Source organism: Alistipes dispar, from assembly GCF_006542685.1.
Classification (GTDB): Bacteria; Bacteroidota; Bacteroidia; order Bacteroidales; family Rikenellaceae; genus Alistipes; species Alistipes dispar.
In genome coordinates this window covers 1,156,191-1,181,975 of record NZ_AP019736.1, presented here as the reverse complement: position 1 = coordinate 1,181,975, position 25,785 = coordinate 1,156,191, and the positions used below count along the sequence as shown (strand labels likewise).

13 protein-coding genes are annotated in these 25,785 nt (G+C 64.1%); 5 read left to right on the top strand and 8 right to left on the bottom strand.

From position 1 onward, the window contains the following. Nucleotides 1-30 precede the first annotated feature (30 nt). From FME97_RS05150 to FME97_RS05115, 8 genes are all read right to left on the bottom strand, one after another. Nucleotides 31-489 (bottom strand): hypothetical protein, encoded by a 459-nt coding sequence (locus FME97_RS05150; protein WP_141428189.1) that lies wholly within the window; start codon nucleotides 487-489, stop codon nucleotides 31-33. Between the two features lie 240 nt (nucleotides 490-729). Next, nucleotides 730-1,344: a TetR/AcrR family transcriptional regulator gene (locus FME97_RS05145; RefSeq protein ID WP_141428188.1), complete on the bottom strand. Its 615-nt coding sequence runs from the start codon at nucleotides 1,342-1,344 to the stop codon at nucleotides 730-732. 184 nt (nucleotides 1,345-1,528) lie between these two features. Next, entirely contained in the window at nucleotides 1,529-2,689 is a 1,161-nt protein-coding gene (locus FME97_RS05140; RefSeq protein WP_141428187.1) for a DUF1735 and LamG domain-containing protein, read from the bottom strand. Between the two features lie 23 nt (nucleotides 2,690-2,712). Further along, a complete protein-coding gene (locus tag FME97_RS05135; RefSeq protein ID WP_141428186.1) occupies nucleotides 2,713-4,614 on the bottom strand; it encodes a glycoside hydrolase family 18 in 1,902 nt (633 codons plus the stop codon). A 29-nt stretch (nucleotides 4,615-4,643) separates the two neighbouring features. Beyond that, nucleotides 4,644-6,218, bottom strand: coding sequence for a SusD/RagB family nutrient-binding outer membrane lipoprotein (locus FME97_RS05130; protein ID WP_141428185.1), 1,575 nt, complete (start codon nucleotides 6,216-6,218; stop codon nucleotides 4,644-4,646). 13 nt (nucleotides 6,219-6,231) lie between these two features. Beyond that, entirely contained in the window at nucleotides 6,232-9,585 is a 3,354-nt protein-coding gene (locus tag FME97_RS05125) for a SusC/RagA family TonB-linked outer membrane protein (RefSeq protein WP_141428184.1), read from the bottom strand. Between the two features lie 160 nt (nucleotides 9,586-9,745). Beyond that, entirely contained in the window at nucleotides 9,746-10,747 is a 1,002-nt protein-coding gene (locus tag FME97_RS05120; RefSeq protein WP_141428183.1) for a FecR domain-containing protein, read from the bottom strand. A gap of 78 nt (nucleotides 10,748-10,825) precedes the next feature. Beyond that, nucleotides 10,826-11,410: an RNA polymerase sigma-70 factor gene (locus tag FME97_RS05115; protein ID WP_141428182.1), complete on the bottom strand. Its 585-nt coding sequence runs from the start codon at nucleotides 11,408-11,410 to the stop codon at nucleotides 10,826-10,828. A 584-nt stretch (nucleotides 11,411-11,994) separates the two neighbouring features. On the opposite strand from FME97_RS05115, the gene FME97_RS05110 reads away from it, so the two are divergent. The 5 genes from FME97_RS05110 (at nucleotide 11,995) to FME97_RS05090 (ending at nucleotide 25,645) form a co-directional block, all read left to right on the top strand. After that, entirely contained in the window at nucleotides 11,995-14,775 is a 2,781-nt protein-coding gene (locus tag FME97_RS05110) for a family 78 glycoside hydrolase catalytic domain (RefSeq protein WP_162502055.1), read from the top strand. Between the two features lie 242 nt (nucleotides 14,776-15,017). Continuing rightward, nucleotides 15,018-17,153 (top strand): glycoside hydrolase family 95 protein, encoded by a 2,136-nt coding sequence (locus FME97_RS05105; protein ID WP_179954826.1) that lies wholly within the window; start codon nucleotides 15,018-15,020, stop codon nucleotides 17,151-17,153. A gap of 29 nt (nucleotides 17,154-17,182) precedes the next feature. Further along, the gene (locus FME97_RS05100) at nucleotides 17,183-20,344 is read left to right on the top strand and encodes a glycosyl hydrolase (protein WP_141428180.1); all 3,162 of its coding nucleotides are present in this window, start codon (nucleotides 17,183-17,185) and stop codon (nucleotides 20,342-20,344) included. Between the two features lie 12 nt (nucleotides 20,345-20,356). Continuing rightward, entirely contained in the window at nucleotides 20,357-22,381 is a 2,025-nt protein-coding gene (locus FME97_RS05095; RefSeq protein WP_141428179.1) for a beta-L-arabinofuranosidase domain-containing protein, read from the top strand. 21 nt (nucleotides 22,382-22,402) lie between these two features. Continuing rightward, entirely contained in the window at nucleotides 22,403-25,645 is a 3,243-nt protein-coding gene (locus FME97_RS05090; protein WP_232522938.1) for a glycosyl hydrolase, read from the top strand. Nucleotides 25,646-25,785: the final 140 nt, after the last annotated feature.

The following is a 25,785-nucleotide window of genomic DNA, read 5'->3' as shown; positions in this document are numbered from 1 at the left end:
CATTTCCGGGGAATCCTTCCGGTCCGTGTGTCAGGCTTTTTCGAAGAGGGCGCGGAACGCCTCGAACTCCTCCTCCGAGTCGAAGTACCCGGCGTTGAAGGTGTGGTGCGCGTCCGGCAGCGCGATTTCGAATTCGTTCTCCTCCTCGTCGAATTTCGTGCGTTCGACCTGCGGGATGAGCAGCGTCTCCTCCGTCACCGCGCCCTTGCGCACGACGGGAAAGGTCACCCGGTCGCCGTCTATGGTGATTCGGCCTCCGGCGGCGGCCAGCGCGCGGGCCTTCCGGATTTCGAGCAGCGTGCAGAGGAGCAGTACGGCGCCTCCCGCGACGAAGAGGATCGTGACGGCCGTAGGTCCGAGGATCCGCATGCTGCCGATGCGGATGCCGAACGGGGCGACGAGCGGGAAGACGATCATCACGAGGGAGATGCCGAGGTTCGTCAGTTTGCCCGAGAAGGGGCTGGACGGGGTGTAGTTGAAGGTTCTCATGGTGTTTTTCGGTGTGTGTTTCGTTTCGGATTGTGTCTGCGAGTACAAATATAGGAAAAAGACGGCAGATAATTATACGGTCGTATGTTTTTTTGAGAAAAAAACGGCCCGTTTCCGGGGTCGGGCGCAACCCCCCCCCTCGTGCGAAGGCAATTTATTGTATGTCAGGATATTGATTCGTTCTGCCGGTTCGCGCCTCTTCGGGCTCCCGGCGACCGTGCCGGTCGGCCTTTCCGGAAATCAGGCCCGGATAAGCTCGTATAGCTGGCGGAACTGCCCGGCCAGCGTGCCGATGTCGAGCCCTTGCAGCATGGCCTGCTCGAACGAAAGCCCGAAGTGAATCTGATGGAACATGTCGGCGATGCGTGCGACGTCGATGTCGGGGCGCACTTCGCCCGTCTCGGCGGCCCGCTGCACGGCTTTGCGCCAGTAGGTGCGCGTCTTCCGGTAGAGCTGTTCGAATTTCCGCTCCGCGCCGGGGTAGTACCGCCGGGTCTGGAGCATCAGGTTGAAGTAGTGGAAATTCGGGGCCACGGCTCCCCCCCCCTCCGTTTTTCCGGCACAGAGACCGACGATCTGCCGCATGGTGCGGACGATGCCGTCGAGGTAGTTGTCGATGAAGTCCGCGAGCGAGCCCTCCGAGGCGCCGAACTTGTTGGCCGGGTCCTGCACTCCGAAGACGTAGCGGTCCACGACGGCCGTGAATACGGCCTGCTTGTTGGGAAAATAGTGGTGTATGGCCATGCGCGACAGCCCGCAGGCCCGCGACAGTTCCGTGATGCTGGCCCTTTCGTAGTTCATGGTCGCAAAGACCGACAGACAGTTCTGCAGAATCTCCTCCCGATTGGTTTTCATGGCCGTGTCCGTTTCTCCTCTCCCGCGAAGATAGCGATTTTTGCGCAGGGGGCCAAATCCCGGGGCGGACGGCTCTTCGGGCGGATGTCCGGACCGGCCGGGGATGTGCCGGGGCCGAAACGACCGAGCGGCCGGGCAACGGATGCTGCCGGGCCGCTCGGGTTTCAGTCCGTGGAACGGCGGATCAGTTCCACTTGGTGTCGATCATCTGCGGGTCGGAGCTTCCTCCGATGGCGTCGTAGCCATGACCCGTTTCGTCGCGCACGACATTGCCGGAACCGTCTTCGTTCGGCTCCCATTCGTTCATGCGCCAGTAGGCGAGCAGACCGTCCGAAGCGGGATCGACGTAGTTCATGTTGTTGGCGATCTCCGACTGCGACAGCGCGCGGGTCCATACGCGGGCCTCGGCGATGTAGCCGTACATGTAGCGGCCGCCGCCGTAGGAGGCGCCCAGATAGAAGCCGCCCGAGTTGTCGCTCGAAAGATCCACGGTCTCGCCCTGCGTGGGAACGCCGGTGGCGTAGATGCCGTCGATGTAGATGTCCCACGAAGAGCCGGTCCATACGGCGGCCACGTGATACCACTTCTCCGTGTCGAAGGGTTTGTCGGTCGCTGCCGGCTGGTAGTCGCCGTGGCATATCTGGAGTACGTTCGGGTCGATCTTCACGTCGCCGAAACGCACGCCGCAGACTCCTTCGATGCCCATGATCGAGCTGATGTAGGGATCCGAGCTGGCGAAGCGCTCCATGTAAACGCGTGCCTCGAGCGTGAGCTGCGGAAGCGCCGCGAGATTGGTGTCCTCCTGGAACGAGGGCACTTTATAGACGTTCCCCGAACCGAGGTAGATCGCCTTGCTGATGACCGGTGTCTTCAGCACGATGTAGAGCGTGCGCGAGGGTTCGAGGACCCGCATGCCGCCCGATACGGAGGTGATGCTGACAGGTACGCAGTAGGTCACGCCTTCGGCGAATCCGTCGATGCTCGTCACCGTGAATTCCACGGGAGATGACGTGCTGAAGCCGGCTTCGATGACGGTTTCCGTCGCGCTGATCGCATAGCAGTTTTCGGCCGGAACCCGGTAGTTCTTGCCGTATTTCCGGTTGAAGGCGTCGATCAGTTGCGGCTGCACCTCGATCTTCACGTGTACGTCCTGCCGGGCCAGCTCCGAGGAGGAGACCGTGAACGACGTTTTGGCCGGGGCCTCTTCGACCGTCATCGACTTGTCGGGGTTGCTTTGGGCGTCGGTCATATAGACCGCCGGATATACCTCCGCCTCTTCCTGACAGCCCGTTCCCGAAAGAAGGGCCGCGAACAGCAGCGGAGCGATCGAATATTTCAGTTTCATGGTTTTGTCGGGTTTTTATGTCGTTAGTTTGCGGGCGTGTGGATTTCCGCCTCGTTCATGCTCGTGAAACCGGAGACGTTCCCCACGTACACCCGGATGTAACGGGCTTTCACGGCCTCCTTGAACTGGAAGATCTTCCATTGGTCGGTGACTTTGGGAACGAACGCCACCTGATTGCTCAGGCTGGTCCAGTTCTTTCCGTCTTCGCTGTACCGGACGTCCGTGATCTGTGGGTTGGAGTCCTCGTAGTAGTAGTGCCAGCGGAAGCCGCTCACGTCGTACGTCTTGTCCAGTCCGATGATGAAGTTGCCGCCGTAGCCCCACGAGAAGGATTGGCTGCTTGCGTACCAGCACTGTTCGTCGAGTTTGCCGTCGAACATTTTGGCTTTCTGTTCGTCGGTGTCGCAGTTCCAGACGCCGGTGGCGCCCGACGAGTTGGTTCCCTGGTAGCAGGAGATGGTCCAGCCTGCCGCGGGTTCGATCTTCGTGCCCGTGAGCGCCGTGGCTTCGGTGTCGATGTCCATGGTCGAGACCCGGATGACGATGTAGCGCACCATCGGGTCGCTCTTCGAGACGTATGCGCCCCCTTCGGGGAGTTCCGCCACGATGGGAAGCAGGTACTCGCCCTTCGCGGCGCCTGCGGCGTCGAACCCGACCGGAGCTTCGCCGGACAGGAATTCCCCGGCCTTGATTTCGAGCGTGCCGAGCGACACCCGCTCCGGATCGACGGTCAGGTAGGACTTGCCGTTCTTCAGGTTGTAGGTCTCCACGAGCGAGTTGTCCATCGCCAGCGAAACCGTGAGATCGGCCGGAGCCTTCTGCGAGAGCGTGAGCTGCACCTTCTCGTCCATCGACCCCGAGATCGAACCGTCGCTCTCGATCAGGAACGAATATTCGGGCATGTCGTTCTTCGTGAAGGAGGCCACGATCGACCCGCCGGCGGGATTCACGTCCTGAATCGCCTCGCGCATGTATTTGTAGGGCATCGCCGAGTTGCCGTACTCGTATTCCATGTGGTAGGCGCCGAAACCGCCGCAGTAGCCCTGCTCGGGGTTGAAGCGGGCCATGCCCAGCAACGAATTGACCACCTGTCCGTCGCGGCACGTGTGCGTCACGCCGCCGTTCTTCCAGAAGGATTCGAAGTTTTCGGCGAAGATGTACTGTTCGGGTTTCCAGCCCTTGGCGTAGGCATTGTCGAAACGGTTCTGCAAGTCGGTATAACCGCTCGAGTTGTAGGCCTGCACGATGCCGTAGTCGAACAGTTCGGCGATCTCCTTGTGCACGGCATAGGGTACGCCGTCGATCATGAACAGCCGTCCCGTACCCGATTTCGGACCCACGTACTTGCTCAGCTCCTGACAGAATATCTTCATGTTCTCGTTGTCATGGCCCACCAGCGGCCCCGTGCCGCCGAATCCCGGTTCGTAGTCGAGGTCGATGCCGTCGTACGAGTACTTGTTCATCGAGTCCCGGGCGTAAGCCCTCGCGTAGGTGGCCAGCCCTTCGGGGGTCACCTCGCCGTCCACCAGAAATTCGTCGGGCACTTCGTGGGCGAAGATCGTGAAGGTCACTTTCGTACCCTTGATCTTCTGGACGAACTCCTTGTCGGCCATCTGTTCGGGCGTCAGCGAATGCCACTGGCTCCAGATCGAGATGATGTCCATCGAATCGGGGGCGCTCGCCAGACGGGTCTGGTACGAAGCGCCCACGGCCGTCCAGGAGCCGTACCAGCCGAAGGCGATCTTGTGCTTGGTGTTCCGTTTCCAGTCGCGCAGGGCGGCGTAATAGGCGTTGTCGCGCAGGATGGGCGATTGCTCGTCGGGATGCTGGGTGATTACGCGCTCGGATTCCACCCAGTCCGAGCAGCCGGCGAGCAGCGCTCCCAGCGCAAGACAGCTCACTGCGTATTTCAGGAAGTTTTTCATGGTTGTTTGTCGCTTTAAGGATTTTCAGGTCATCGGTTTTTCTTGTCCCACCAGAGGTGCGTGCCTCCCGTGTCCGGGCCTCCGAGCAGCGAGATGGCCTGCTGTACGCCCGTCAGGTTGTTCGAGTACTCCGAGCGCGGGAAGGTCATGCGGCGCACCTGTTCGTCGGTCGCCACCTTGCCGCCGCTCATGTTGTCCACGATCGGAATGAGTTTGGGGTACCCCGTGCGCCGGAATTCCGACCAGGCCTCCTGTCCGTTGGGGTACATGGCCAGCCATTTCTGGGTGATGATGCGCTCGAGTTTTTCCTCGTCTCCGGCCGAGGCGTTCCACTTCGGGGTGATTGTCGAAGGCTGGGCGTAGTTGTACTTGTTCGTGCTTTCCGAGCTGTCCTCGAATTTTCCCGGTTGTGCGTCGCTCTCGGCGTAGGCGGCGGCATCGCCGGCCGAAAGGCCGTTCTCCAGGAACGACAGTTCGATGCCCTTCTTGTAGAAATCCTCGTCCTTGCCGCCCATGTCCCAGTTGAGCATGGCGCCCTCGGCGCGCAGGAAGGCCACCTCCGAGGCCAGCATCCACACCACCGGCGTCGTCTTTGCGACATTGGGTACGGACAGGCGCGTGTAGTGTTCCTTGAGCATCGACTTCAGGCCGCTGCGCACGCCGTGGTACTTGCTGTCCAGCTCGCTGCCCTTGAAGTAGATCGGCAGACGGGGGTCGTCGTACCCGTTCATATAGGCGTCGATGGTCGCTCCCATGCGGGTGTCCTCGTAGGCGTTCCACACCTCCTCGAGGGGATTGAAGATCACGATCGACCCCGAGGTTTTGAGCCATGCTCCGTCGTCGGAGGACTCCATCACGCCCGCCGCCACGGCCGCTTCGGCATACTCCTGCGCCTTGCCGGGCTCGACGAAGCGGATGCGCATCGCCATACGGAGTTTGACCGAGTTGGCCAGTTTGAGCCATTTCGGATAGTCGCCCTGGTAGATGGCGTCCACCTTTTCGAGCGGATGCGCGTCGGCCGAGTTGGTGGCGTATTCGGTCAGGGTGGCGATCGCCGCGTCCAGATCGCGGAAGAGATTCTCATAGACGGTCTGCTGCGACTCGTAGGGGTTTTCGGTCTCCCCGAAATGCGACACGGGGATCGGGCCGTAGATGTCCGTGGCGCGCTGGAGCGCCATCACGCGGATCACTTCGGCCACGGCGAAGATGTCGTCGGTGATCTGTCCGTTCTCATGGGCGTATTTGAGTTGCAGCCATGCGGGCATCACGTTGGTGAAGGCCACCGAAAAGGGGACGTTGTTGTAGTCCGTGCCGTCGAGGTCGTAGGTGCAGGTGTAGCTGCCTCCGTTGAAGGCCTGGATCGGGGCGAAATAGCCGCCGAAGGTGTCGCCCATCAGGTTGCAGGCGCGCTGGTATTCGTTCGCGCCCTCGTCGCTGGTGGGAATCACGGCGTCGCGCTCCATCGTGGTGATGTAGTTCTTCACGTCGATCTGCTGCACCGCGTCGGGGTTGGTGTTGAAGGAGTCGAAGTCTCCCGTGCAGGAGGCCGCCATGCACGCCGCTGCGGAGAGAAGTCCCAGTTTGATATGGTTGATTCGTGTCATGAGGTCTTGGGTTTTAGAATTGGAGTCTTACGCTGAAACCGAAAGTCCGGGTGCTGGGCTGCATGAAGTAGTCGAGTCCCTGGTAATAGGTTCCGGTCGAAGCGGTGATTTCGGGATCGAAGGGCGCCTTGTTGTAGATCATCCACAGGTTGCGTCCCACGAGCGATACGGTCATGCCCACCTTGTCGTTGAACCACTTCGAAGGGAGGTCGTAGCCGATCGAGAGTTCGCGCAGCCGCACGTTGGTCATGTTATAGACGTAGTGCGAGAGCATCGACATGCCGTTTCCGTTGTTGGAGTAGAAGGTCTGCACGTCGGGCAGCTTCTGGTCCTCCGAGATCCATACGCCGCCGTCGTCGCGGGCGTCGGCCGAAGCCTGCGAGGCGCCCCAGCGGTCCAGCAGGGCCTGCGTGGCCGATACGCCCTGGCCGCCGATGCGCGTGTCGATCAGCACGCCGAGCGATACGCCCTTGTAGGAGAACTGGTTGTTCCATCCCAGGCGGAAGCGCGCTTCGGTGTTGCCGCCGTAGATCCACGTGTTGGGATCGGTCGTGACGGTATTCGTGTTGGGATCGACGTAGATGCGGCCGTAGTCGTCGGTTTTGAGGCCCGTTACGTAGAAGTCGCCGATCGAACCGCCGGCCTTGACCTTCATGCGGTAGCCGCCGTAGTCCATGTTCACCTCGTCGATATCCACCAGGTTGCCCGATACGTCGCGCGTGCCTTCGGGAACCAGCTCCTTGATCTTGTTGCGGTTCATCGAGAAATTGACGTTCGTGGACCATGCGAACTCTTCCCACCGGTTCTTGTAGCCGACCACGGCCTCGATGCCCCAGTTGTTGATCTTGCCGGCGTTGATATAGGCCTTCTTGTAGCCCGTGCTGGGCGGTGCATCGTACTCGAAGAGCTGGTTGTAGGTGTTGGTGTTGTAATAGGTCGCGTCGAGCCAGATCTTGTTGCCCAGGAACTTGGCGTTCAGGCCGACCTCGAAGGACTTGGTACGCTCGGGCGTCAGATTGACCGCCGGGGCGTAGGTGGACGACGAGATGACGCCGCCCGTGGCGAGCGGGATGTTCACGCCGGTGATGAACCGCTGCGGCGCGTTGCCCACTTCGGCGTACGATCCGCGCACCTTGAGGAACGAGATGCCCGCGGCCGAGAGGTCGGTCATCGAGGAGATGACGGCCGAGAGACCCACCGAGGGGTAGAAGATATTGACGTCGGGGGTTCCGGCCAATTGCGAGGCCCATTCGTTGCGGGCCGTCACGTCGAGGTAGAGCATCCCGTTCCAGCCCAATTGCAGCGTGGCGTACATGGCCTGCACCTGGTCGTGGTAACGGTCGGCGTAGGGCTTGGTCTGCGAGTGCGACATGTCGATGTTGTAGAGCGAGAACTTGTTCGGAAGGGTCGCCAGATGGCCTTCGAATCCCGAACCGTTGTTCTTGTCGTCCATGAGGCTCGCGCCGAGGTTGAACTGCAACGAGAGCCTGTCATCGACGAACCGCTTGTCGATGCTCAGCAGGGCGTCGGCATAGAAGTTGTTGTGGTTCACCTTGTGGTCGAGGTAGTTGCCGTACTCCGATGCGAAGAGGGTGTTCGACGAGGCGTAGATCTTGCGCGTGTAGTTCATCGCCGTATTGTCGGTCCTGACGCGGCCCATGACGCTGATCCAGTCGGCGATGTCCCACTTGAGCGTGGCGTTGAAGGTGTAGCGCGACGCCGTGTTCTCGAAGAGCTGGCGATTGACCACCCACCACGGGTTCTCGACGCCGGTGATGAATTCCAGCGGCCAGAACTGTTTCTTGTATCCGGCCGTGGCGTCGTAACGTTCGTAAATCTGGTATTTGCGGATGTCGTCGCCGCGCGGGAAGAGATAGACGGCGATCAGCGGGTTGTGGTAGAGACCCTGCACCAGCGGATTGCGCGAATATTGGCGCATGTAGGAGGCGCCCAGGTCGAGCGTCAGCTTGTCCTTGACGAGCTGGGTCGTGTTGCGCACCGAGAAGTTATAGCGGTTGTAGACGTTGTTGGGGATCGTGCCGCGCGAGTTGAGCGAAGCGGCCGAGAAATAGGTCTGGTTGCGCTCCGTGCCGCCCGAGATCGAGACGGAGTTGGTGGTGTTGAATCCCGTCTGGAAGAAGTCGCGCGGATCGTAGGAGGTCGGCGAGTCGAGCTTCGTGCCCCAGCTCATCGACGGGGAGGTGGAGCTCGTGCCGTAGGTGTTCTGGAAGTCGGGCATCACGAACGGGGACGAGAAGGTGGTGTTGTTCGAGAAGTTCACGCGGACGCGTCCTGCCGATCCTTTCTTCGTCGTGATGAGGATGACGCCGTTGGCGCCCTGCGAACCGTAGAGCGCGGCGGCCGTCGCGCCCGAGAGCACCGACATGGACTCGATGTCCTCCGGATTGAGGTTGGAGATGCCTTCGAAGTCGCCGCCGTCGGGGGTTTCGTAGATGCCTTCGGTCTGCGACGACCGCAGGTCGGGCATCGGGATGCCGTCGATGACGTACAGTGCGTTGTTGTTGCCGCTGATCGACTTCACGCCCCGCATCACCACGCGCGTGGAACCGCCCGTTCCGGAGGCGCTTGCGTTGATTTGCAGTCCGGCGATCTTACCGGCCAGCGAATTGACGAAGTTGGCGTCCTTGACCGTATTGACCACTTCGCCGCCGACTTCCTGGACGTTGTATGTCAGCGATTTCTCCTCCTTCCTGATGCCGAGGGCCGTCACGACCACCGCGTCGAGCATCTCGTTCTCCTCCTTCAGGACGATTTGCAGGGGTTGCCCCGTCACGGGAATTTCCAGCGTCTGGTAGCCGATCAGCGAGACGACGAGTATGTCGCCCGGCCTGGCCTGCGGCAGGACGAAGTTGCCGTCCACATCTACGGCCGCGCCGGTCGTCGTGCCTTTGATGATGACGCTGGCGCCGATCAGTCCTACTCCCTCAGCGTCTCTGACGGAGCCGGAAATTCCCCCCCCCTCGGAGCCCGAGGACGGCTGCGGAGCGGATTTTTTCGAGAGGATGATGTGTTTGTCCTTGATCGTGTAGGCGATGTCCGAACCGTCGAAGAGTCTGTCCAGCACGGCCGGCAGCGTCTGGTCTGTGACGTCGAGCGTGACGCGGCGCGCCCGATCGACGTCGGAGTTATTATAGACGAACGAATACCCCGTCTGCTCCCGGATGGAGCGGAACACTTCCGAAATGGCTTCGTCTTGCGCCTGAACGGATACGCGGAGCGGCTGCGTCTGGGCTGCGGCCTCCGTGCCGGAAAGTCCGAACAGCAGCATCGGTACGATGAGCAGACAGCGGAACCATGCGCACGCCGCACGGTCTCTCCCGCCTGCTGCAGGATAAGATTTTTTCATTGGTCGAAATTTAGGTTAAGAAATAGTTGTGGAGAGGCGCCGCCGCGGACGGCGGCTTTCGGAGGTCGGCGATCTAAGTTTCGGTCATAGGCAGGTCGGTTGGCATTTTGTAATTCGGTTTTTGGTTTCGGTCGTGCATGTGCGGCGTTCCGCCGCTTTTCTATTTCGGCGGAATGGCGTGGAGGTAAATGTCGTTGCCATGCACCGTGTAGGAGAATTTCCGTGTCAGCCGGAGTACGGCCATGATGTGGTAGATGCCGTCCTCGACGTGGAAATCGCCCGAGAAGCGTTCGTTGCGCAGGGAGGCGTCCGTGAAGTGCACGTCCACGTTGTAGTAGCGTTTCAGTTCGGCGACGATCTCGGCGAAGGTGCTGCGGTCGAAGTGCAGGCGGCCGTCGATCCAGCTGATCGACGCCTCGGCCGAGGTGCAGTCGGTCAGGCGCATCTCTCCTTTCCGGGTGTCATAGACGAGCTGCTGCGCCGGACGCAGGCGTATCGGGGCGCACCGGTGTTCCCGGGTGTCGGCCGTTACGGCCCCCTCCAGCAGCACGGTGGTGACGCGGTGGTTCGTGTCGTCGTTGCGGATGTTGAAGCGTGTGCCGAGCACCCGGACGTTCAGTCCGTTCGTACTGACGACGAACGGAGCGTGCCGGTCGTGTTCCACCTCGAAGTAGGCTTCGCCCTCCATCTTCACGCGCCGTTCGCGTGAAAGAAGCGGGGCGGAGTACTCCACGCGGCTGCACGAGTTGAGCCAGACTTTCGAGCCGTCGGGCAGTACCACCTGCGAGCGTTCGCCCATCTGTGTCGAGACGATCGTCGGCTGCGACAGCCGTTTCGAGACCGATACGGCCGTCATGCCGCCCGTCAGGAGCAGGACGACGGCAGCGGCGGCCGAGGCGGTCCGGAAGACCAGCCGCCGGATGCGGGACCGGCGGCCGGCGGCCATGCGCCGTTTGACCCTTCTCAGGGAGCGTTCCACGTCGATTCCGGCTACGGCCGAAATCCGGTCGCCGACGAACAGCACGTAGTAGATCTCTTCGAGCCGTTTGCGGTGTTCGGGCGAGGCGTCGTGCCACGCTTCGACCGCTGCGGCCGTTTCCGGGTCGAGCCTGCCTTCGAGATAGGCGGCCAGCGTACCTTCGTCTGGTTTGAAATCCGTCATTTTTTCGTCGTTCTGTATAGTAATACAATCCGCGGCGGCGGATTGCTAAGCGGAGAAACGATTTTTTTGGAATTTTTTTCAGGAAAGGCGCTGGCCCAGCAGCAGCACGAGCAGAGGCCAGTACTCCTTCAGCTCCTCGCGGAGCGTTCTGACGGTCTGTCCGATGCGGTAGTTCACCGTCTGGGGCGATACGCCCAGCGCGGAGGCTATCTCCTTGTGGGTCATTCCTTCGAGACGGTGCATCCGGAATGTCTCCTGAAATTCGGGCGGCATTTTTCTCAATGCTGCGGCCAGTCTGTCGGCCAGTTCGTTTTCGAGGTAGAAATCCGGGTCGTCGAATTGGGCCTCGTATTGTTCGGCCAGCCGGCGGATGATCTTGCTGCGGATCGTGTCGCGCGCCACGCTGTTCAGCGACTTGTTCTTGACGATGGTGAAGAGCAGCGACTTGAGGGGCATTTCGGGCAGCAGCTTATCGCGGCTTTCCCATACCCACATGAGCGTATCCTGCACCAGTTCCTCGGCCCGGTCCACGGTGACGAACCGCGAGGCGTAGGCGCACAGGGGCTTGTAATAACGCCGGAAGAGTGCGTCGAAACACGCCTCGTCGCCCCTGCGAAGCAAATCGACAACTCTCCGGTTGTCCTGTATTTCGGCGGCTGTCATCCGTTCGTCTGCTGCGTTTGCCCGGCCGCGCCCGTGTCGGACAGGAGGCGGTCTGCGTCCGCAAATGTAATATTTAATCGCGTATCTGCAAACATGCGCAGGGCTTTTCGCACACTTCGGGGGCCTCTGCCCGCATCGCGGGGCCTCCTGCCGGGGACCGTGCCGCGTCCGGAAGGAACGCGGCGCCGACCGTGCGGCCGGGAGTGTCCGTCGCAGCGGTTCGTCCGCGTCGGGACGGACGACTTTTCGGACGGATGCGCGGATATGGGTTTACGCGTGTCAATTTGTCATGGGATAAGAGCATTTTTGTTGGCGGCCGGCAGGGCGTGCCGTTGTATTTTTGCCGTGAGACACGCTCTGCCGGCCTTTTGGCGGAGGAACGTCCGGTTCGGCGAAGGACCGTCGGCCGGGATTCCGGACGGAACCCGGAGAATGCGCCCGGAAGCGGGGCGGAACGAGGCCGGTGGAATCGTGGCGGGGCTTCGGACCCCGGAGGCCTGCCGTTCCGCAATCCGGGGCGGGAGGCGTTCACCCTTGAAAAAAACACCGGTGTTATGAATTACCTGAAAAACGGATTTTTATCCTTGGCATTTCTCCTTGCGGCGGTTGCGGCCGGAGCGGCCGCCGCCCGCGATGCCCGCCCGCTGGGGCTGACCTGCAATTACGCGGAGGAGCCGCTCGGCATGGGGGACCGGCGTCCGTCGCTGGGCTGGCGGATCGACACCGGAAGACCCGGGTATTTGCAGGGAGCCTACCGGGTGCTGGTCGCTTCGGACCGAAAGCTGTTGGAGGCGGACCGCGGCGATGTATGGGACTCCGGCGTCGTGCGGGAGGGGCGGAGCCAGCATGTGAAATTCGGGGGCGTTCCGCTGCTGCCCTGCTGCGATTACTATTGGAAGGTGAAGGTGTGGGACACGGACGGCGCCGAATCGGACTGGAGTCCGGTGGCATCGTGGCGGACCGGGCTGTTCGACGAGTTCGACTGGAAGGGGGAGTGGGTGTCCTCCCGTTTCGCCGAGGTGCTGCCGCACCGCAGGTACAAGTCGAACCGGCGGACCGAGCGGGAGAACTGGTTCATGGAGGACAGTGCCGCCGTATATATGCGCCGGCAGGTGGAGCTGCCCTCGCCGGTCCGCAGGGCGACGGCGTTCATCTGCGGACTGGGCTATTACGAACTCTATATCAACGGCCGCAAGGTCGGCGACCGGGTCTTGGACCCGCTGTTCACCGATTACGACAAGCGGGTGGTGTATGCGGCCTACGACGTTACGGACCGGCTGGCGGCGGGGAGCAATGCCGTGGGCATCGTGCTGGGCAACGGCTGGTACAGCTCGCCGACGCGGGATGTCTTCGGCATGCACGACGTGAACTGGCGCACGCCGCCGAAGGTGAGGCTGAATATCGTCGTCGAGTACGAATCGGGTGCGCGCGAGGTGATCGCCACCGACCGCACGTGGCGGTGGGGCCACGGCGAGATCGTTTACAACAGCGTCCGGTCGGGCGAGACGATCGACCACACCCGGACCGTGCACGGCTGGAACGAGGTCGGATTCCGCGACAGCCTGTGGCGGCCGGTCTGCCGGGTTCCCGCTCCGTTGGGCCGTCTGACGGCGGACCCGATGCCGCCGATGCGCGTGACCGGGGAGTTGCCGGCGGAACGGGTCGTGCAGACCTCTCCCGGGGTCTATCTGGTGGATTTCGGCGAGAACCTCACCGGCTGGGTCGAGGCGCGGGTGCGGGGCGAGCGGGGACAGACCGTCGAATTGCAGTTCAACGAGGTGCTGAAGGCCGACGGCTCGCTGGATACGCAGAACAGCACGTGGCACACCCGCGGGCGCTATCAGACCGGACTGCTGATTCTCGGCGGGGAGGGCATGGAGACGTTCGAACCCCGTTTTACCTATCACGGATTCCGCTACATGCAGGTGCGGGGGCTGACCTACGAGCCGTCTCCGGAGGATTTCACGGCCAAATGCGTTCATACGGACCTGCCGTCGGCCGGGACGTTCCATTGCTCCATGCCGAAGCTGAACGAGCTGAACGCGGCGGTTCGGCGGACGCTATTGAACTCCATCCACGGCATTCCCGGCGAGGAACCCACGCGGGAGAAGATGGGCTGGACGCTCGACGCGGCGGTGGTCATGGAGTCCTACCTCTACAATTTCGATGCGCTGAACGCCTATAAGAAGGCGCTGAGGGACTTCCGGGACGCCCAGGCCCCGTCGGGGCACATCCCCTCCACCGTGCCGTCGGCCGGGTGGGGCTATGTCCACGAGGACGGCAGTCTGGACTACTGGGACGATCCGTGGTGGGGCGGTTCGATCTTCCTGCTGACCGACAAGCTCTATCTTCACACCGGAGACGTCGGGGTGCTGGAGTACGCCTTCCCCGCGCTCAAGGCCTATGTGGACTTCCTGACCTCGACGGCCCGCGACCATATCGTTACATGGTCGCTGGGCGACTGGCTCGACCTGAATCCCGACACCACCAGCCAGGCGTCGAACCTGACGCCCGTGGCGCAGACCTCGACCGCGGGCTATTACTGGATGAGCCGCCGTCTGGCCGAATACGCCGAAATCCTCGGCTACGACCGGCGGCTGTCGGAGCATTACGGGGCGCTCGCCGAACGGATCCGGGAGCGGTTCAACCGGGAGTTCCTCGATCCCCGGACCGGCATCTATGCGGAGAATTCGCAGACGGCGCAGGCGCTGCCGCTGGCTCTCGGGCTCGTGCCCGACACGCTGAAGGCGAAGGTCGGGCAGCGGCTGCTCGATGCGATCGACCTGCGGAACGGGCATATCAGCGCCGGATTCATCGGTGGCAATTTCACGATGGACTACCTGCCCCGCAGCGGCCGCTTCGACGTGGCCTACCGGATGCTGACCCGGCCGGAAAGCCCCGGGTGGCTCCACATGGTGCAGAGCGAGCGGAGCACGATGTCCGAATCCATCAACCAGAACGGACCCGGAAGCGGCCATCATCCCTACGGCGCTTATATCGGTTTCTGGCTTTACAAGTACCTCGGCGGAATCCGTCCCGACGAGGCGAAGCCGGGCTTCCGGGAGTTCGTCATCGAGCCGGGGCTGGATTCGGGGCTCGCGGAGGTCAGCGTCGGATGCCGGTCGCTCTACGGGGAGATCGTCTCGGCATGGAAACGGCGTGACGGCGGGGGTATGCTGACGATCCGCGTCCCGGCGAATACCGTGGCCGAGCTGATTCTGCCTGCCGGGGCGGTCGGACGGAATCCCCGCGTGAACGGCGTCCGCCTGCGGGACATTCCGTCGATTGCGCCGATTCCCTCCTCCGGTGACGGGAAGATACGTTACTCGGTGGGCTCGGGGACCTACGAGTTCGAGCTCCGGTAGTGCCGCCGCTGCGGTCCGGCTCCGTCTTCGCTGCCCGTTCCGGCGTGCGGGAGCTCGCCCCGTGGACGGAGTGGCCGTTCCGCCGGAATCAAAATTTACAGTCCGAAAATCAAATTCTGGAACCGAAATTCGGAAAATATCGAATAATTTTGTATGATGGAAACCCCGCCGGGCCGTGATTCCGTCCGGCGGAGGCGTATCCGTCCGAACCCGGCGATCCGTGCCGCAACCCGAAAAACGCTATGAAGAACCGCATCCTTCCCTTCCGCTCGCGCCGTACCGCGGCCGCGATGTGCCTTCTCGCCCTTTGTCTGCTCTTGTCGTGGCAGCCCGCCGCTGCGCGGGGAATCGACCGCCGGGCGGTCGTCACGCGGCACAATCCCGAGATCCGGGACCGCAACCTGCCCGGTCCGACGCAGGTCGGCAACGGCGAGTTCGCCTTCGGATTCGATATCAGCGGGTTGCAGACCTTCTCCGACAATGCGAACACGATGTCGAACTGGGGATGGTATCGTTTCCCGCTGCCCGAGGGGCAGACCCCCGAGGAGTTCCGGGGCGCCGTCTGGGAGACGCAGGGGCGCATGGTGCGTTACGACATTCCGAATCCCGAGCAGAAGGCGTTGTGCGACTGGATGGTGCGTAACCCCCAGCGTATCAATCTCGGCCGAGTGGGACTGCTGCTGACGAAGACCGGCGGGGAGCGGGTGCGGCTGGAGGAGCTGGGCGATCCCGTGCAGCGGCTCGACCTCTGGAGCGGCATCGCCACGAGCGAATATACGGTCGAGGGGATTCCCGTGCGGGTGACCACGGTGGGGCATCCCGAGCTGGACGCCGTGGCCGTGCGGATCGAGTCGGCGAAGGTGGGCGACGGCTCCGCGGGGCTTACGCTCCGCTTCCCTTTTCCGACGAACGTCGAATTCAGCGATGCCGCCGACTGGAACAGCCCCGGGAAGCACCGGACCGACGTGCGTTCCGAGGCTTTCCGCGCCAGCTTCCACCGGACGCTCGGCGAGACGGTTTACGACGTCCACGTCGCCTGGGACAGCCCCGTGCGGCTGCGCCGGACCGCCGAACACTGCTACGAGTTCGTCCCCGAGACCGGCCGGAACGAGATCGCGTTCGTCGTCTGTTTCGACCGCATCGTGGACAACGCCGCGCTGCCCTCGTTCGACCGCACGGCGGAGGAGAGCGCCCGCCACTGGCGGCGCTTCTGGGAGAGCGGCGGAGCGATCGACCTCTCGGAGAGCAGCGATCCGCGCTGGCGCGAACTGGAGCGGCGCGTGGTGCTTTCGCAGTATGTGATGGCGGTCAATGAGGCCGGCTCGCTGCCTCCGCAGGAGAGCGGACTGGTGAACAACGGCTGGTACGGCAAGTATCACTACGAGATGATCTGGTGGCATTGCGCCCACTATGCGCTCTGGAACCGCTGGGAGCTGGCTTCGGAGATGATGCGCGTCTTTACGGACAACCTCGGCGTTTTCCGCCGCAAGGCCGCGGCGCAGGGGTATGCCGGCGTGCGCTGGCCCAAGACCATCGGAGACCACGCGTGGTGGGAGTGGCCGCTCGAGACCACGGCCCTGTTGATCTGGCAGCAACCCCATCCGATCTTCTACGCCGAGCTGGAGTACCGGCTCCGCCCGACGCGCGAGACATTGGAGAAGTGGCGCGACGTCGTGTTCGGGACAGCCGATTTCATGGCCTCCTACGCGCATTACGACGCGGTGCGCGACCGCTATGTGCTGGGGTATCCCCTGCAGGTGGTGGGCGAGAACGCCGATCCGCGGACCACGATCAATCCGGCGTTCGAGCTGAGCTACTGGCGTACGGGGCTGCGCCTCGCGCAGCAGTGGCGCGTCCGGCTGGGGCTGCCCGAAAAGAGGGAGTACGACGAGGTGCTCCGCAAGCTCTCCCCGCTTCCGGTCGAAGAGGGGGTTTACGTCTCGTGGGAGAATATCGAGCGGATGTGGACCAGCTACAACTGGGAGCATCCGGCGCTCGTCGGGGCCTACGGCATGTTACCGGGCGACGGCGTGGACATTCCGACGATGCGGCGCACGCTGGCGAAGGTCCATGCGGAGTGGAAGCTCGGCGAAACCTGGGGCTGGGACTTCCCGATGCTGGCCATGTACGCCGCGCGGCTGGGCGATCCCGAACGGGCGGTGGAGTACCTGCTCGACTATCCGGCCTTCGACTTCGACCCGCACGGGCTGGTGGGAGGCGGCCGCGCTCCGTTCCCCTACTTCCCGGGAAACGGCGGACTGCTGTATGCCGTGGCGATGATGGCCGCAGGCTGGGACGGCGCTCCGGCGGGCGATGCCCCCGGATTCCCGGAGAAGGGGTGGGTCGTGCGCAGCGAGGGACTCCGCAGGGCGTTGTGAATGGCAAACGATAAATCCGAGACGACATTATGGAAAACGACATTCGGGCGCTCGTGCTGACGCTGCTGCTGTCGGTGGCGGCGGCTCCGCGGGCCGGGGCGCAGGCCGATTTCCGGCTGGAGCCCGTCATGGATACCCCGACGGCCGAACTGGCCCGCAAATTCCGCACGCCGCCCGGCGAGGCCGGCATGTCGTGCTATTGGTGGTGGCTGAACGGCCACACGACCGAAGAGGCCATCACGCGCGATCTGGAGGAGATGAAGGCCAAGGGGTACGGTTCGGCGTCGCTGATCGACGCCGGAGGATTCAACCCCGTCACCGCCAGACCGGGTCCCGGGGAGGTATTCCTGTCGGAAGGGTGGAAGAGACTGTACCGCCATGCCGTCCGCGAGGCCGACCGGCTGGGCATCACGCTGAGCGTCAATGCCACGAGCGGATGGAATCCCGGCGGTCCATTCGTCACGCCCGAGCGCGCCCTGAAGCGGCTGACCTACTCCGAGACGGACGTCCGGGGCGGCGGGCGGGTCGAGGTCGAACTGCCGCAGCCTCCCACGTGGTACGTCTGCCGGGACATCTGCGTACAGGCCGTGCGGAAAGCGCCGGAGGGAGCCCCGATGAAGGATGCGGCCATTCCGCACTGGTCCGCGAAGGCGTTTTACAGCGGGTTGGGATTTCAGGAGATTTTCCCGCTCGGGCTGCTGAGCGCGGATTTCGATCACGATGCGGGGGCCGAGCCGCTCCGCGGGGAGGAGATTCTCGACATCACCTCCTGTTTCGACGGGCGGAAACTCGTATGGGACGCTCCTGAAGGGGAGTGGACCGTGATCCGCTACGCCTGGACCTGCACCGGGGCGCGCACCTCGACGACGAGCGATGGCTGGGAGGGCCTTTCGCTCGATCACCTCGACCCGGAAGCCTTCGCGCTCTACCGCGACAGCGTGCTGCTGCCGCTGATCCGCACGGCGAAGGAGGCCGGCAACAGCGTCAGGTTCCTGCTGACCGACAGTTGGGAGATGGGTCTCGTCAATTGGACGGAGCGTTTCCCGGAGGAGTTCCGCCGTTTCCGCGGCTACGACCTGTGGCGTTACCTGCCCGTGATGACCGGGCGGGTGGTGGAGAGTCCGGAGGTCTCGAACCGCTTCCTGCAGGACGTGCGCCGCACGGTGAGCGACTGTATTCTGAACTACCACTACAAACCTTTCCGCGAACTGGCCAACGCCCACGGCATGATGACCGATCCGGAGGCGGGCGGACCCTGCTACACGCCGGTCGATGCGCTGGAGGTCCTGGGCGCGTGCGACATTCCGCACGGCGAGTTCTGGGCGCGGGCCACGTCGCACGTCGCCTCGGAGGGGGCGCGCCTCTCCGTGCGGCAGAGCGCCTGTGTCGCGCACACGAACGGCCGCCGGTTCGTCGAGGCCGAAGGCCCGACCAGCATCGGCCCCCATTGGGAGCGCTCGCCGAAGGAGCTCAAGGGGCTGCTCGACCGTGTCTTCTGCTCGGGCGTCAATCGTCTCGTGTGGCACACCTTCACCTCCTCGCCCGCGGAATGGGGGCGGCCCGGCGTGGAGTATTTCGCCGGCACGCACCTCAACCGCAACGTGACGTGGTGGGAGCAGGCCGGGGATTTCGTGGGCTATATCGACCGTTGTTCGTACCTTCTGCAGCAGGGACTGTTCGTGGCCGACGTGCTGATATACAACGGCGACGACGTGCCGAACATGGTGTTTCTGAAGGAGGAAGAGGCCGGCTTTCCGTTCGGCTACGACTGGGACAAGTGTTCGAAGAGCGTGGTGCTCGAAAGGCTGTCGGTGGCCGGCGACGGGCGGATCGTCCTGCCCGACGGCATGTCGTACCGGGTGCTGGTGCTGCCGCCGCTCGAGACGATCGACCTCGACGTGATGCGCAGGATCGAACGGATGGTGCTCGACGGCATGACGCTCGTGGGCGATCCTCCGAAGCGGACCACCGGGTTGGCGCATTACCCCGACGGGGACCGCGAGCTGAAAGAAATAACCGACCGCATGTGGCGGTGCGACATGGGCGGCTGGATGGACGGCGTGAACCGGACCGAGAACCGCTACGGCCGGGGCCGGGTGATTCGCGGACAGGAGCTCGGCAACGTGCTGACGGCGCTCGGCGCGCCGCCCGACTTCGCCTACACGGGGGCCGATCCCCGCACGCGGCTCGATTTCATCCACCGCACCACCGACGACCAGGAGATCTATTTCGTGGCGAACCGCTTCGCCCGGCAGGGGATCGACGACTATTTCTACCGCTACGTGCCCCGGCCTTACGACCGCTTCGAGCAGGTCGAATGCCGGTTCCGTGTGACGGGCCGTGCGCCGCAGTTTTGGAATCCGCTGACGGGCGAGATCGAACCGGTGCGCTACTATTGCGAGCGGGACGGCTATACCTGCATTCCGATGCATTTCGCGCCCGAGGGCTCCTGTTTCGTGGTCTTTCCGAAGGATGTGCCGCCCGTCCGCCACATCGTCCGGGCGGACCGCCGCACGGAGCCGCTCTTCCCGTCGCAGTCCGTCGTGCCGCGTTACCCGGCGATCGGGTTCGCCGATGACGGCGGGACGCTCTGCGCCGACCTGTACGAGCCGGGCGAATATACGCTTTACTGGTCCGACGGCGGCGTTTCGCATGTCGCCGCGGAGCGGCTCCCCGCCGAGACGGAACTGACCGGTCCGTGGACCGTGCGCTTCGATCCGGCGTGGGGGCCCGCCTGTCCGGTGCGGTTCGATTCGCTGCGGTCGTGGACGGAGTTCGACGATCCGCAGATCCGCTATTACTCCGGTACGGCGACCTACGAAAAGGAGTTCACCATGGACCGTGAGCAGCTCCGCGGGCGGAAAGTGCTGCTCGATCTGGGCAACGTGCAGGAGGTGGCGGTGATCCGGCTCAACGGGCACGAATTTCCCGTGTCGTGGAGCGATCCCTGCGAGGCGGACATTACGCGCTGGGTGCGGCCCGGGACGAACCGCCTGTCGGTGGACGTGGTCAATCTCTGGCCCAACCGGCTCATCGGCGACGGCAAACTGCCGCCCGGGGAGCGCCGCACGCGGAGCAATGTCTCGAAGTACGACGCCGCGGACGCCGAGAAATACCTGCGCGTTTCGGGCCTGCTCGGGCCCGTGCGCATCAGATGCTTCGAGCGGGTGAGAATCGACGGCTCAAAATAATTTTTCCGAAATATGAACAGACCTTTCTGCATTTTGCTGGCGTGCGCCTTCGCCGCCTCCGTTCCGGGGTCGGCGGCCGGGGCTTCCGCGCCGAACTATCCGAACAACCGGGCGCCGCTGGCGCCGAAAGCCTATGTCGAACTGCCGCTGGGCGCCGTCAGGGCGAAGGGGTGGCTCGGGGAGATGCTCGAACGGCAGCGTTCGGGCGCCACGGGCCGCATGGACGAGCTCTACCCCGAGGTGATGGGGCCGCGCAACGGCTGGCTGGGCGGCGACGGCGACCAGTGGGAGCGCGGCCCGTACTGGATCGACGGACTGCTGCCGCTGGCCTGGCTGCTCGACGACGCGGAGCTCAAGGCGAAGGTCCGGCCGTGGATCGAGTGGATTCTGCGAAGTCAGCGCGAGGACGGCTATTTCGGCCCGGCGACGGACTATCCGGGCGAATTCGGCCTCCAGCGGAACAATTCGGCCGACTGGTGGCCGCGGATGGTGGTGCTGAAAATCCTGCAACAGTACTACTCCGCGACGAACGACCGGCGGGTGATCGACTTCATGACGCGCTATTTCCGGTATCAGTTGAAGACGCTGCCCGACAAGCCGCTGGGACACTGGTCGCACTGGGCCGTTTACCGTGCGTGCGACAACCTGCAGGCGGTCTATTGGCTTTACAATCTCACGGGCGACGGGTTTCTGCTCGAACTGGGCGATCTGCTTCACCGGCAGGGGCACGACTATACGGGGATGTTCCTCGAATCGGACGACCTGAAACGCTTCAACTCCATCCACTGCGTCAATCTGGCGCAGGGTTTCAAGGAGCCGGTGATCTACTATCAGCGCCGGCCCGAGCGGCGCTATCTCGACGCCGTGAAGAAGGGATTCTCGGATTTGGCGCTGCTCCACGGCCAGCCGCAGGGGATGTACGGCGCCGACGAGGGGCTGCACGGCGGCGATCCGACGCAGGGCTCGGAGCTGTGCGCCGCGGTCGAGATGATGTTCTCGCTCGAACAGATGATGGGCATAACGGGCGACGTGGCTTTCGCCGACCGCCTCGAACGGGTCGCCTTCAACGCCCTGCCGACGCAGGTGACCGACGACTTCATGTACAAGCAGTATTTCCAGCAGCCTAATCAGGTGATGGCGACGCGCCACACGCGCAATTTCTACGAAGATGCCGTGCACGCGCAGACCGACGTGGTCTTCGGCACGCTCTCGGGATTCCCCTGCTGCTATTCGAACATGCACCAGGGATGGCCGAAATTCGCGCAGCACCTCTGGTTCGCCACGCCCGACAACGGGGTCGCCGCGCTGATCTACTCGCCTTCGGAGGTGACGCTGCGCGTGGGCGACGGCCGGACGGTCACGATCGCCGAGCAGACCGCCTACCCGATGGAGGAGGAGATCCGCTTCTCGGTCCGGATGACGGGCCGCGGCGGCGAGCGCTTTCCTTTCCACCTCCGCATTCCCGGGTGGTGCGAAGGCGCCGAAGTGGAGGTGAACGGCGAGCGGGTGCAGTCGCCCGGCGGCGGTACGATCGCCGTCGTCGAGCGGGAGTGGCGCGACGGGGACAGCCTCGTGCTGCGCCTGCCGATGCGCGTCGCGACGAGCCGCTGGTACGAAAACTCGGTCTCCGTGGAGCGCGGTCCGCTGGTCTATGCGCTGGCCATGCGCGAGGAGTGGGAGCTGAAGCGGTTCCCCGACGCCGAAGTGCGGCAGTTCGGCCGGGAGTATTACGAGGTGACCTCGCCCGATGCGTGGAACTACGGTCTGCCGGTCCGCGTGGCGGACAAACCGGCGGAGAACAGCCGGGTCGAGGTCGATGCGGCGAAGGCCCGGAGCCGCTATTTCTGGAACTACGAGAACGCTCCGGTCCGGATCCGGATGAAAGCCAAAAGGATGCCTGCCTGGGGACTTTATAACGAGATGACCGGGCCGCTGCCCTATTCGGTCGGCACGACGCCGTGCCCCGAGGAGGAGGTCGAGCTGATTCCCTACGGCTGCTCGACGCTGCGCGTTTCCGAATTTCCGGTCGTATGGTAAGGACGTGACGCGATGACGGCCATGAATGCGAAACGGCGGATCTGCACGGCGCTGCTGGTCCTGCTGACCTTTCCGGCGGCGCAGGGACAGGTCGCCGCGGTGCCCGATACGGCGGCGCTGCGCCGGCCGTTCGGCGCGGAGGACGCGGCGGCGTTCGTCGCTCCGCCCCGGATCAACTATCCCCAGACGTGGTTCCACCTCATTGGCGGCAATGTCTCGGCCGAGGGAATCACGGAGGATTTCGAGGCGATCGCCCGGACGGGCATTTCCGGGGTGCAACTTTTCCACGGCCAGTTCGGCGGCCCCTGGCCGGGTGTCGATCCGCAGATTTCGGCGCTCAGTCCGGGGTGGGACGCGCTGGTGCGTCATGCGGCCCGGGAAGCTCGGCGGCTGGGTTTGCGCTTCACGATGCAGAACTGTTCGGGCTGGGCGACCTCGGGCGGTCCGTGGATCGAACCGTCGAACGCCATGCGGCATCTGGCATGGAGCCGCACGGATTTGTCGGCGGGGGAAGGCCCGGTCGTCCTGCCGCGGCCCGTGTCGGACGGCGAGGCGTGGCGCGACTACCGCGACATTGCGGTGCTGGCCTTCCCGACGCCGCTCGACGACACGGGCGAGCGGCTCCGGCCCGTGGCCGTGGAGAGCGGGGACGACCTGCCCTGGCGCGAAGTGATCGCAGGAACGAACCGCGAACCGCTGCGACTTCCGCCCTGCGCGGCGGGCGACTCCGTGCGGCTCGAGATCACGTTCCCCGAGGCGGTCGTGGTCCGCACCGTCGAGCTGCCGAGCATGAACAGCATCAACCATCCCCGCTGCTACGAGCCGGGGATCGGGCTGACGGTGGAGGCCGTGGCGCCGGACGGTTCGCGGAGGCGGGTGCTGCACGCCGAGGTTCCGGCGAGCAACTCGCAGGACAACACGCCGGTTTCGTTCGCCTGCGCCGACGCCTTTCCCGCGACCCGCTACCGGGTGGCGCTTTCGAACCGCCATCACATGACCCTCGGGTCGCTGAAATTCTATACCGCCGCGCGGAAGAACTGCTGGGAGTCGGAGGCGGGCTGGACCCTCCGCAATCTGGACCGGGAGAACGCCTGTCCGAAGCAGAACCCCGCGGCGTGGATCGACCCCGGCCGTATCGAGGACCTGACGGACAGGATGCGGCCCGACGGCGGGCTGGCGTGGACGCCTCCCGCAGGGCGCTGGACCGTGCTGCGCATCGGACATGTCAATACGGGTCGGAGAAATTCGCCCGCGCCTCCCGAAGGCACGGGCTGGGAGTGCAACAAACTCGATCCCGCGGGGGCCGAGGCGCAGTTCGCCGGGTATATCGGCCGGCTGCACGACGGACCGCTGTCTGGCGGACTGCTGGGCGGCATACTGCTCGACAGTTGGGAGTGCGAGACGCAGACCTGGACCCCGGCGATGGAGCGCGAGTTCGCCCGGCGGAACGATTATGCGCTGCGGCGGTGGCTGCCGGCCGTGCTGGGTTATGTCGTGGACGATCCGGAGGTTTCGGCCCGCTTCCTGCGCGACTGGCGCGGGACGATCTCGGCGCTTTTCACGGAGAACTTCTACGGCACGATGGCCCGCCTGGCCCGCGGGAACGGGCTGTCCGTCACCTACGAGACGGCCGCCGGGGACGTCTTCCCGGCCGACATCCTGGAATATTTCAAGTACGCCGACGTGCCGATGTGCGAGTTCTGGCAGCCGTTCACCGAAGGGTATGTGGGGTCGCTGAACTTCAAGCCGGTCAAGCCGACCGCCTCGGCGGCCCGGCTCTACGGCAAGCCGCGCGTCGCGGCCGAGGCCTTCACGTCGTTCTCCCATACGTGGGACGAACACTGGACGATGCTCAAGGAGATCGCCAACCTCCATCTGTCGGAAGGGGTGACGCATTTGGTCTATCATACCTATACGCACAACCCGCAGCGGCCCTTCCTGCCGCCCGGCACGTCGTTCGGCGGCCCGGGGATCGGTACGCCCTTCCTGCGCGGACAGACCTGGTGGCGCCACATGCGCGCAATCAACGACTATTTCGCCCGGTGCAGCTACATGCAGGAGCGGGGATGGCCCGTGTCGGACGTGCTCTGGTATCTGGGCGACGAGCTGAACGGCAAGCCCGACCAGAATCCCGCTTTCCTGGCGGGATACAAGTACGACTACTGCAATCCCGACGCGCTGCTGCACCGGCTGCGTGTGGAGAACGGACGGCTGCTGACGCCGGAGGGGATCGAATACCGCGTGCTGTGGTTGCCCGACAACTGCCGGATGCTGCCCGAGACGCTCGAAAGGATACTCGGTTTCCTGCGCGAGGGCGCGACCGTCGTCGGCGATGCCCCCGAAGGGTTGGCGACGCTCAACGGCGGAAAGGAGGCGCAGCGGCGTTTCGACCGGGCCGTGCGGACGATCTGGGGCCGGGGGCAGGCAGGCGTCCGGCGCGTCGGACGCGGACGCGTGATCTCGGGCCTGCCGGTGGAGAAGGCGCTCGCCGCGGCGGGGATCGCTCCCGACCTGCGGGGCGATGTGCTGTGGGCGCACCGCCGGACGGAAGGGGCCGACTGGTATTTCGTCTGTCCGCAGCGCGGCGGAGGATTCTCCGGGATGCTGGATTTCCGCTGCGCGGGCGATGTCGAGCTGTGGGATCCCGCGACGGGGCGTCGCACCCGCCTCGCGGCAAAGACGGCGGAAGGCCGGACCCGCGTGGAACTGGAGCTCCCGCAGTCGGGATCGTGCTACGTCGTCTTCCGCCCGGAATCCGATCTGCCGTTGCCGGAGACGGCCGCGGGCGCGACCGTTGAGAGGGAGCTGGACGACTGGACGCTCCGCTTCCCTGCGGGCTGGGGCGCTCCCGGGCGGATGGAACTGACGGAACTGCTGCCCTGGCGGGCGTTGCGGATGCCGGACGAGGGGAGGGCCTTCTCGGGTACGGCTGTTTACGAGACGACCTTCGATCTGAGCGAGCCGCTGAAGAGCTGCACGCTCGATCTGGGACGGGTCGAGATGATCGCCGCCGTGACGGTGAACGGCCGGCAGGTGCAGACGCTCTGGGCGCCGCCCTACCGGACGGAGATCGCGGAGTATCTCCGCGAGGGCGAAAACCGGCTGCGGATCGAGGTCACGGGCACGTGGTTCAACCGGCTGGTTTACGATGCCGGACGCGATCCCGGGGAGCGGAAGACGTGGGTGATCCGGTGGCCGTCGCCCGACGAGCCGCTGCGTGACAGCGGGCTGCTCGGTCCGGTCCGGCTGTACGGGACGCGGTGATGCTTTTCCGTCTGCCGGGACGGAAGTTTGCCGGAATAAGGCTGAAAAATATTCCGAGACGGTCTTTTCGAAGGGATCGTCTCGGCGTTTTTTTATTCCGTTCGGTCAAATTTCCATATCGTTCAATCATTTTCCCCTTC

Bases quoted from the DNA above. Each gene is read 5' to 3' on its own strand.
- FME97_RS05150 (WP_141428189.1), bottom strand. From the start codon at position 489: ATGAGAACCTTCAACTACACCCCGTCCAGCCCCTTCTCGGGCAAACTG.
- FME97_RS05145 (WP_141428188.1), bottom strand. From the start codon at position 1,344: ATGAAAACCAATCGGGAGGAGATTCTGCAGAACTGTCTGTCGGTCTTT.
- FME97_RS05140 (WP_141428187.1), bottom strand. From the start codon at position 2,689: ATGAAACTGAAATATTCGATCGCTCCGCTGCTGTTCGCGGCCCTTCTT.
- FME97_RS05135 (WP_141428186.1), bottom strand. From the start codon at position 4,614: ATGAAAAACTTCCTGAAATACGCAGTGAGCTGTCTTGCGCTGGGAGCG.
- FME97_RS05130 (WP_141428185.1), bottom strand. From the start codon at position 6,218: ATGACACGAATCAACCATATCAAACTGGGACTTCTCTCCGCAGCGGCG.
- FME97_RS05125 (WP_141428184.1), bottom strand. From the start codon at position 9,585: ATGAAAAAATCTTATCCTGCAGCAGGCGGGAGAGACCGTGCGGCGTGC.
- FME97_RS05120 (WP_141428183.1), bottom strand. From the start codon at position 10,747: ATGACGGATTTCAAACCAGACGAAGGTACGCTGGCCGCCTATCTCGAA.
- FME97_RS05115 (WP_141428182.1), bottom strand. From the start codon at position 11,410: ATGACAGCCGCCGAAATACAGGACAACCGGAGAGTTGTCGATTTGCTT.
- FME97_RS05105 (WP_179954826.1), top strand. From the start codon at position 15,018: ATGAAGAACCGCATCCTTCCCTTCCGCTCGCGCCGTACCGCGGCCGCG.
- FME97_RS05100 (WP_141428180.1), top strand. From the start codon at position 17,183: ATGGAAAACGACATTCGGGCGCTCGTGCTGACGCTGCTGCTGTCGGTG.
- FME97_RS05095 (WP_141428179.1), top strand. From the start codon at position 20,357: ATGAACAGACCTTTCTGCATTTTGCTGGCGTGCGCCTTCGCCGCCTCC.
- FME97_RS05090 (WP_232522938.1), top strand. From the start codon at position 22,403: ATGAATGCGAAACGGCGGATCTGCACGGCGCTGCTGGTCCTGCTGACC.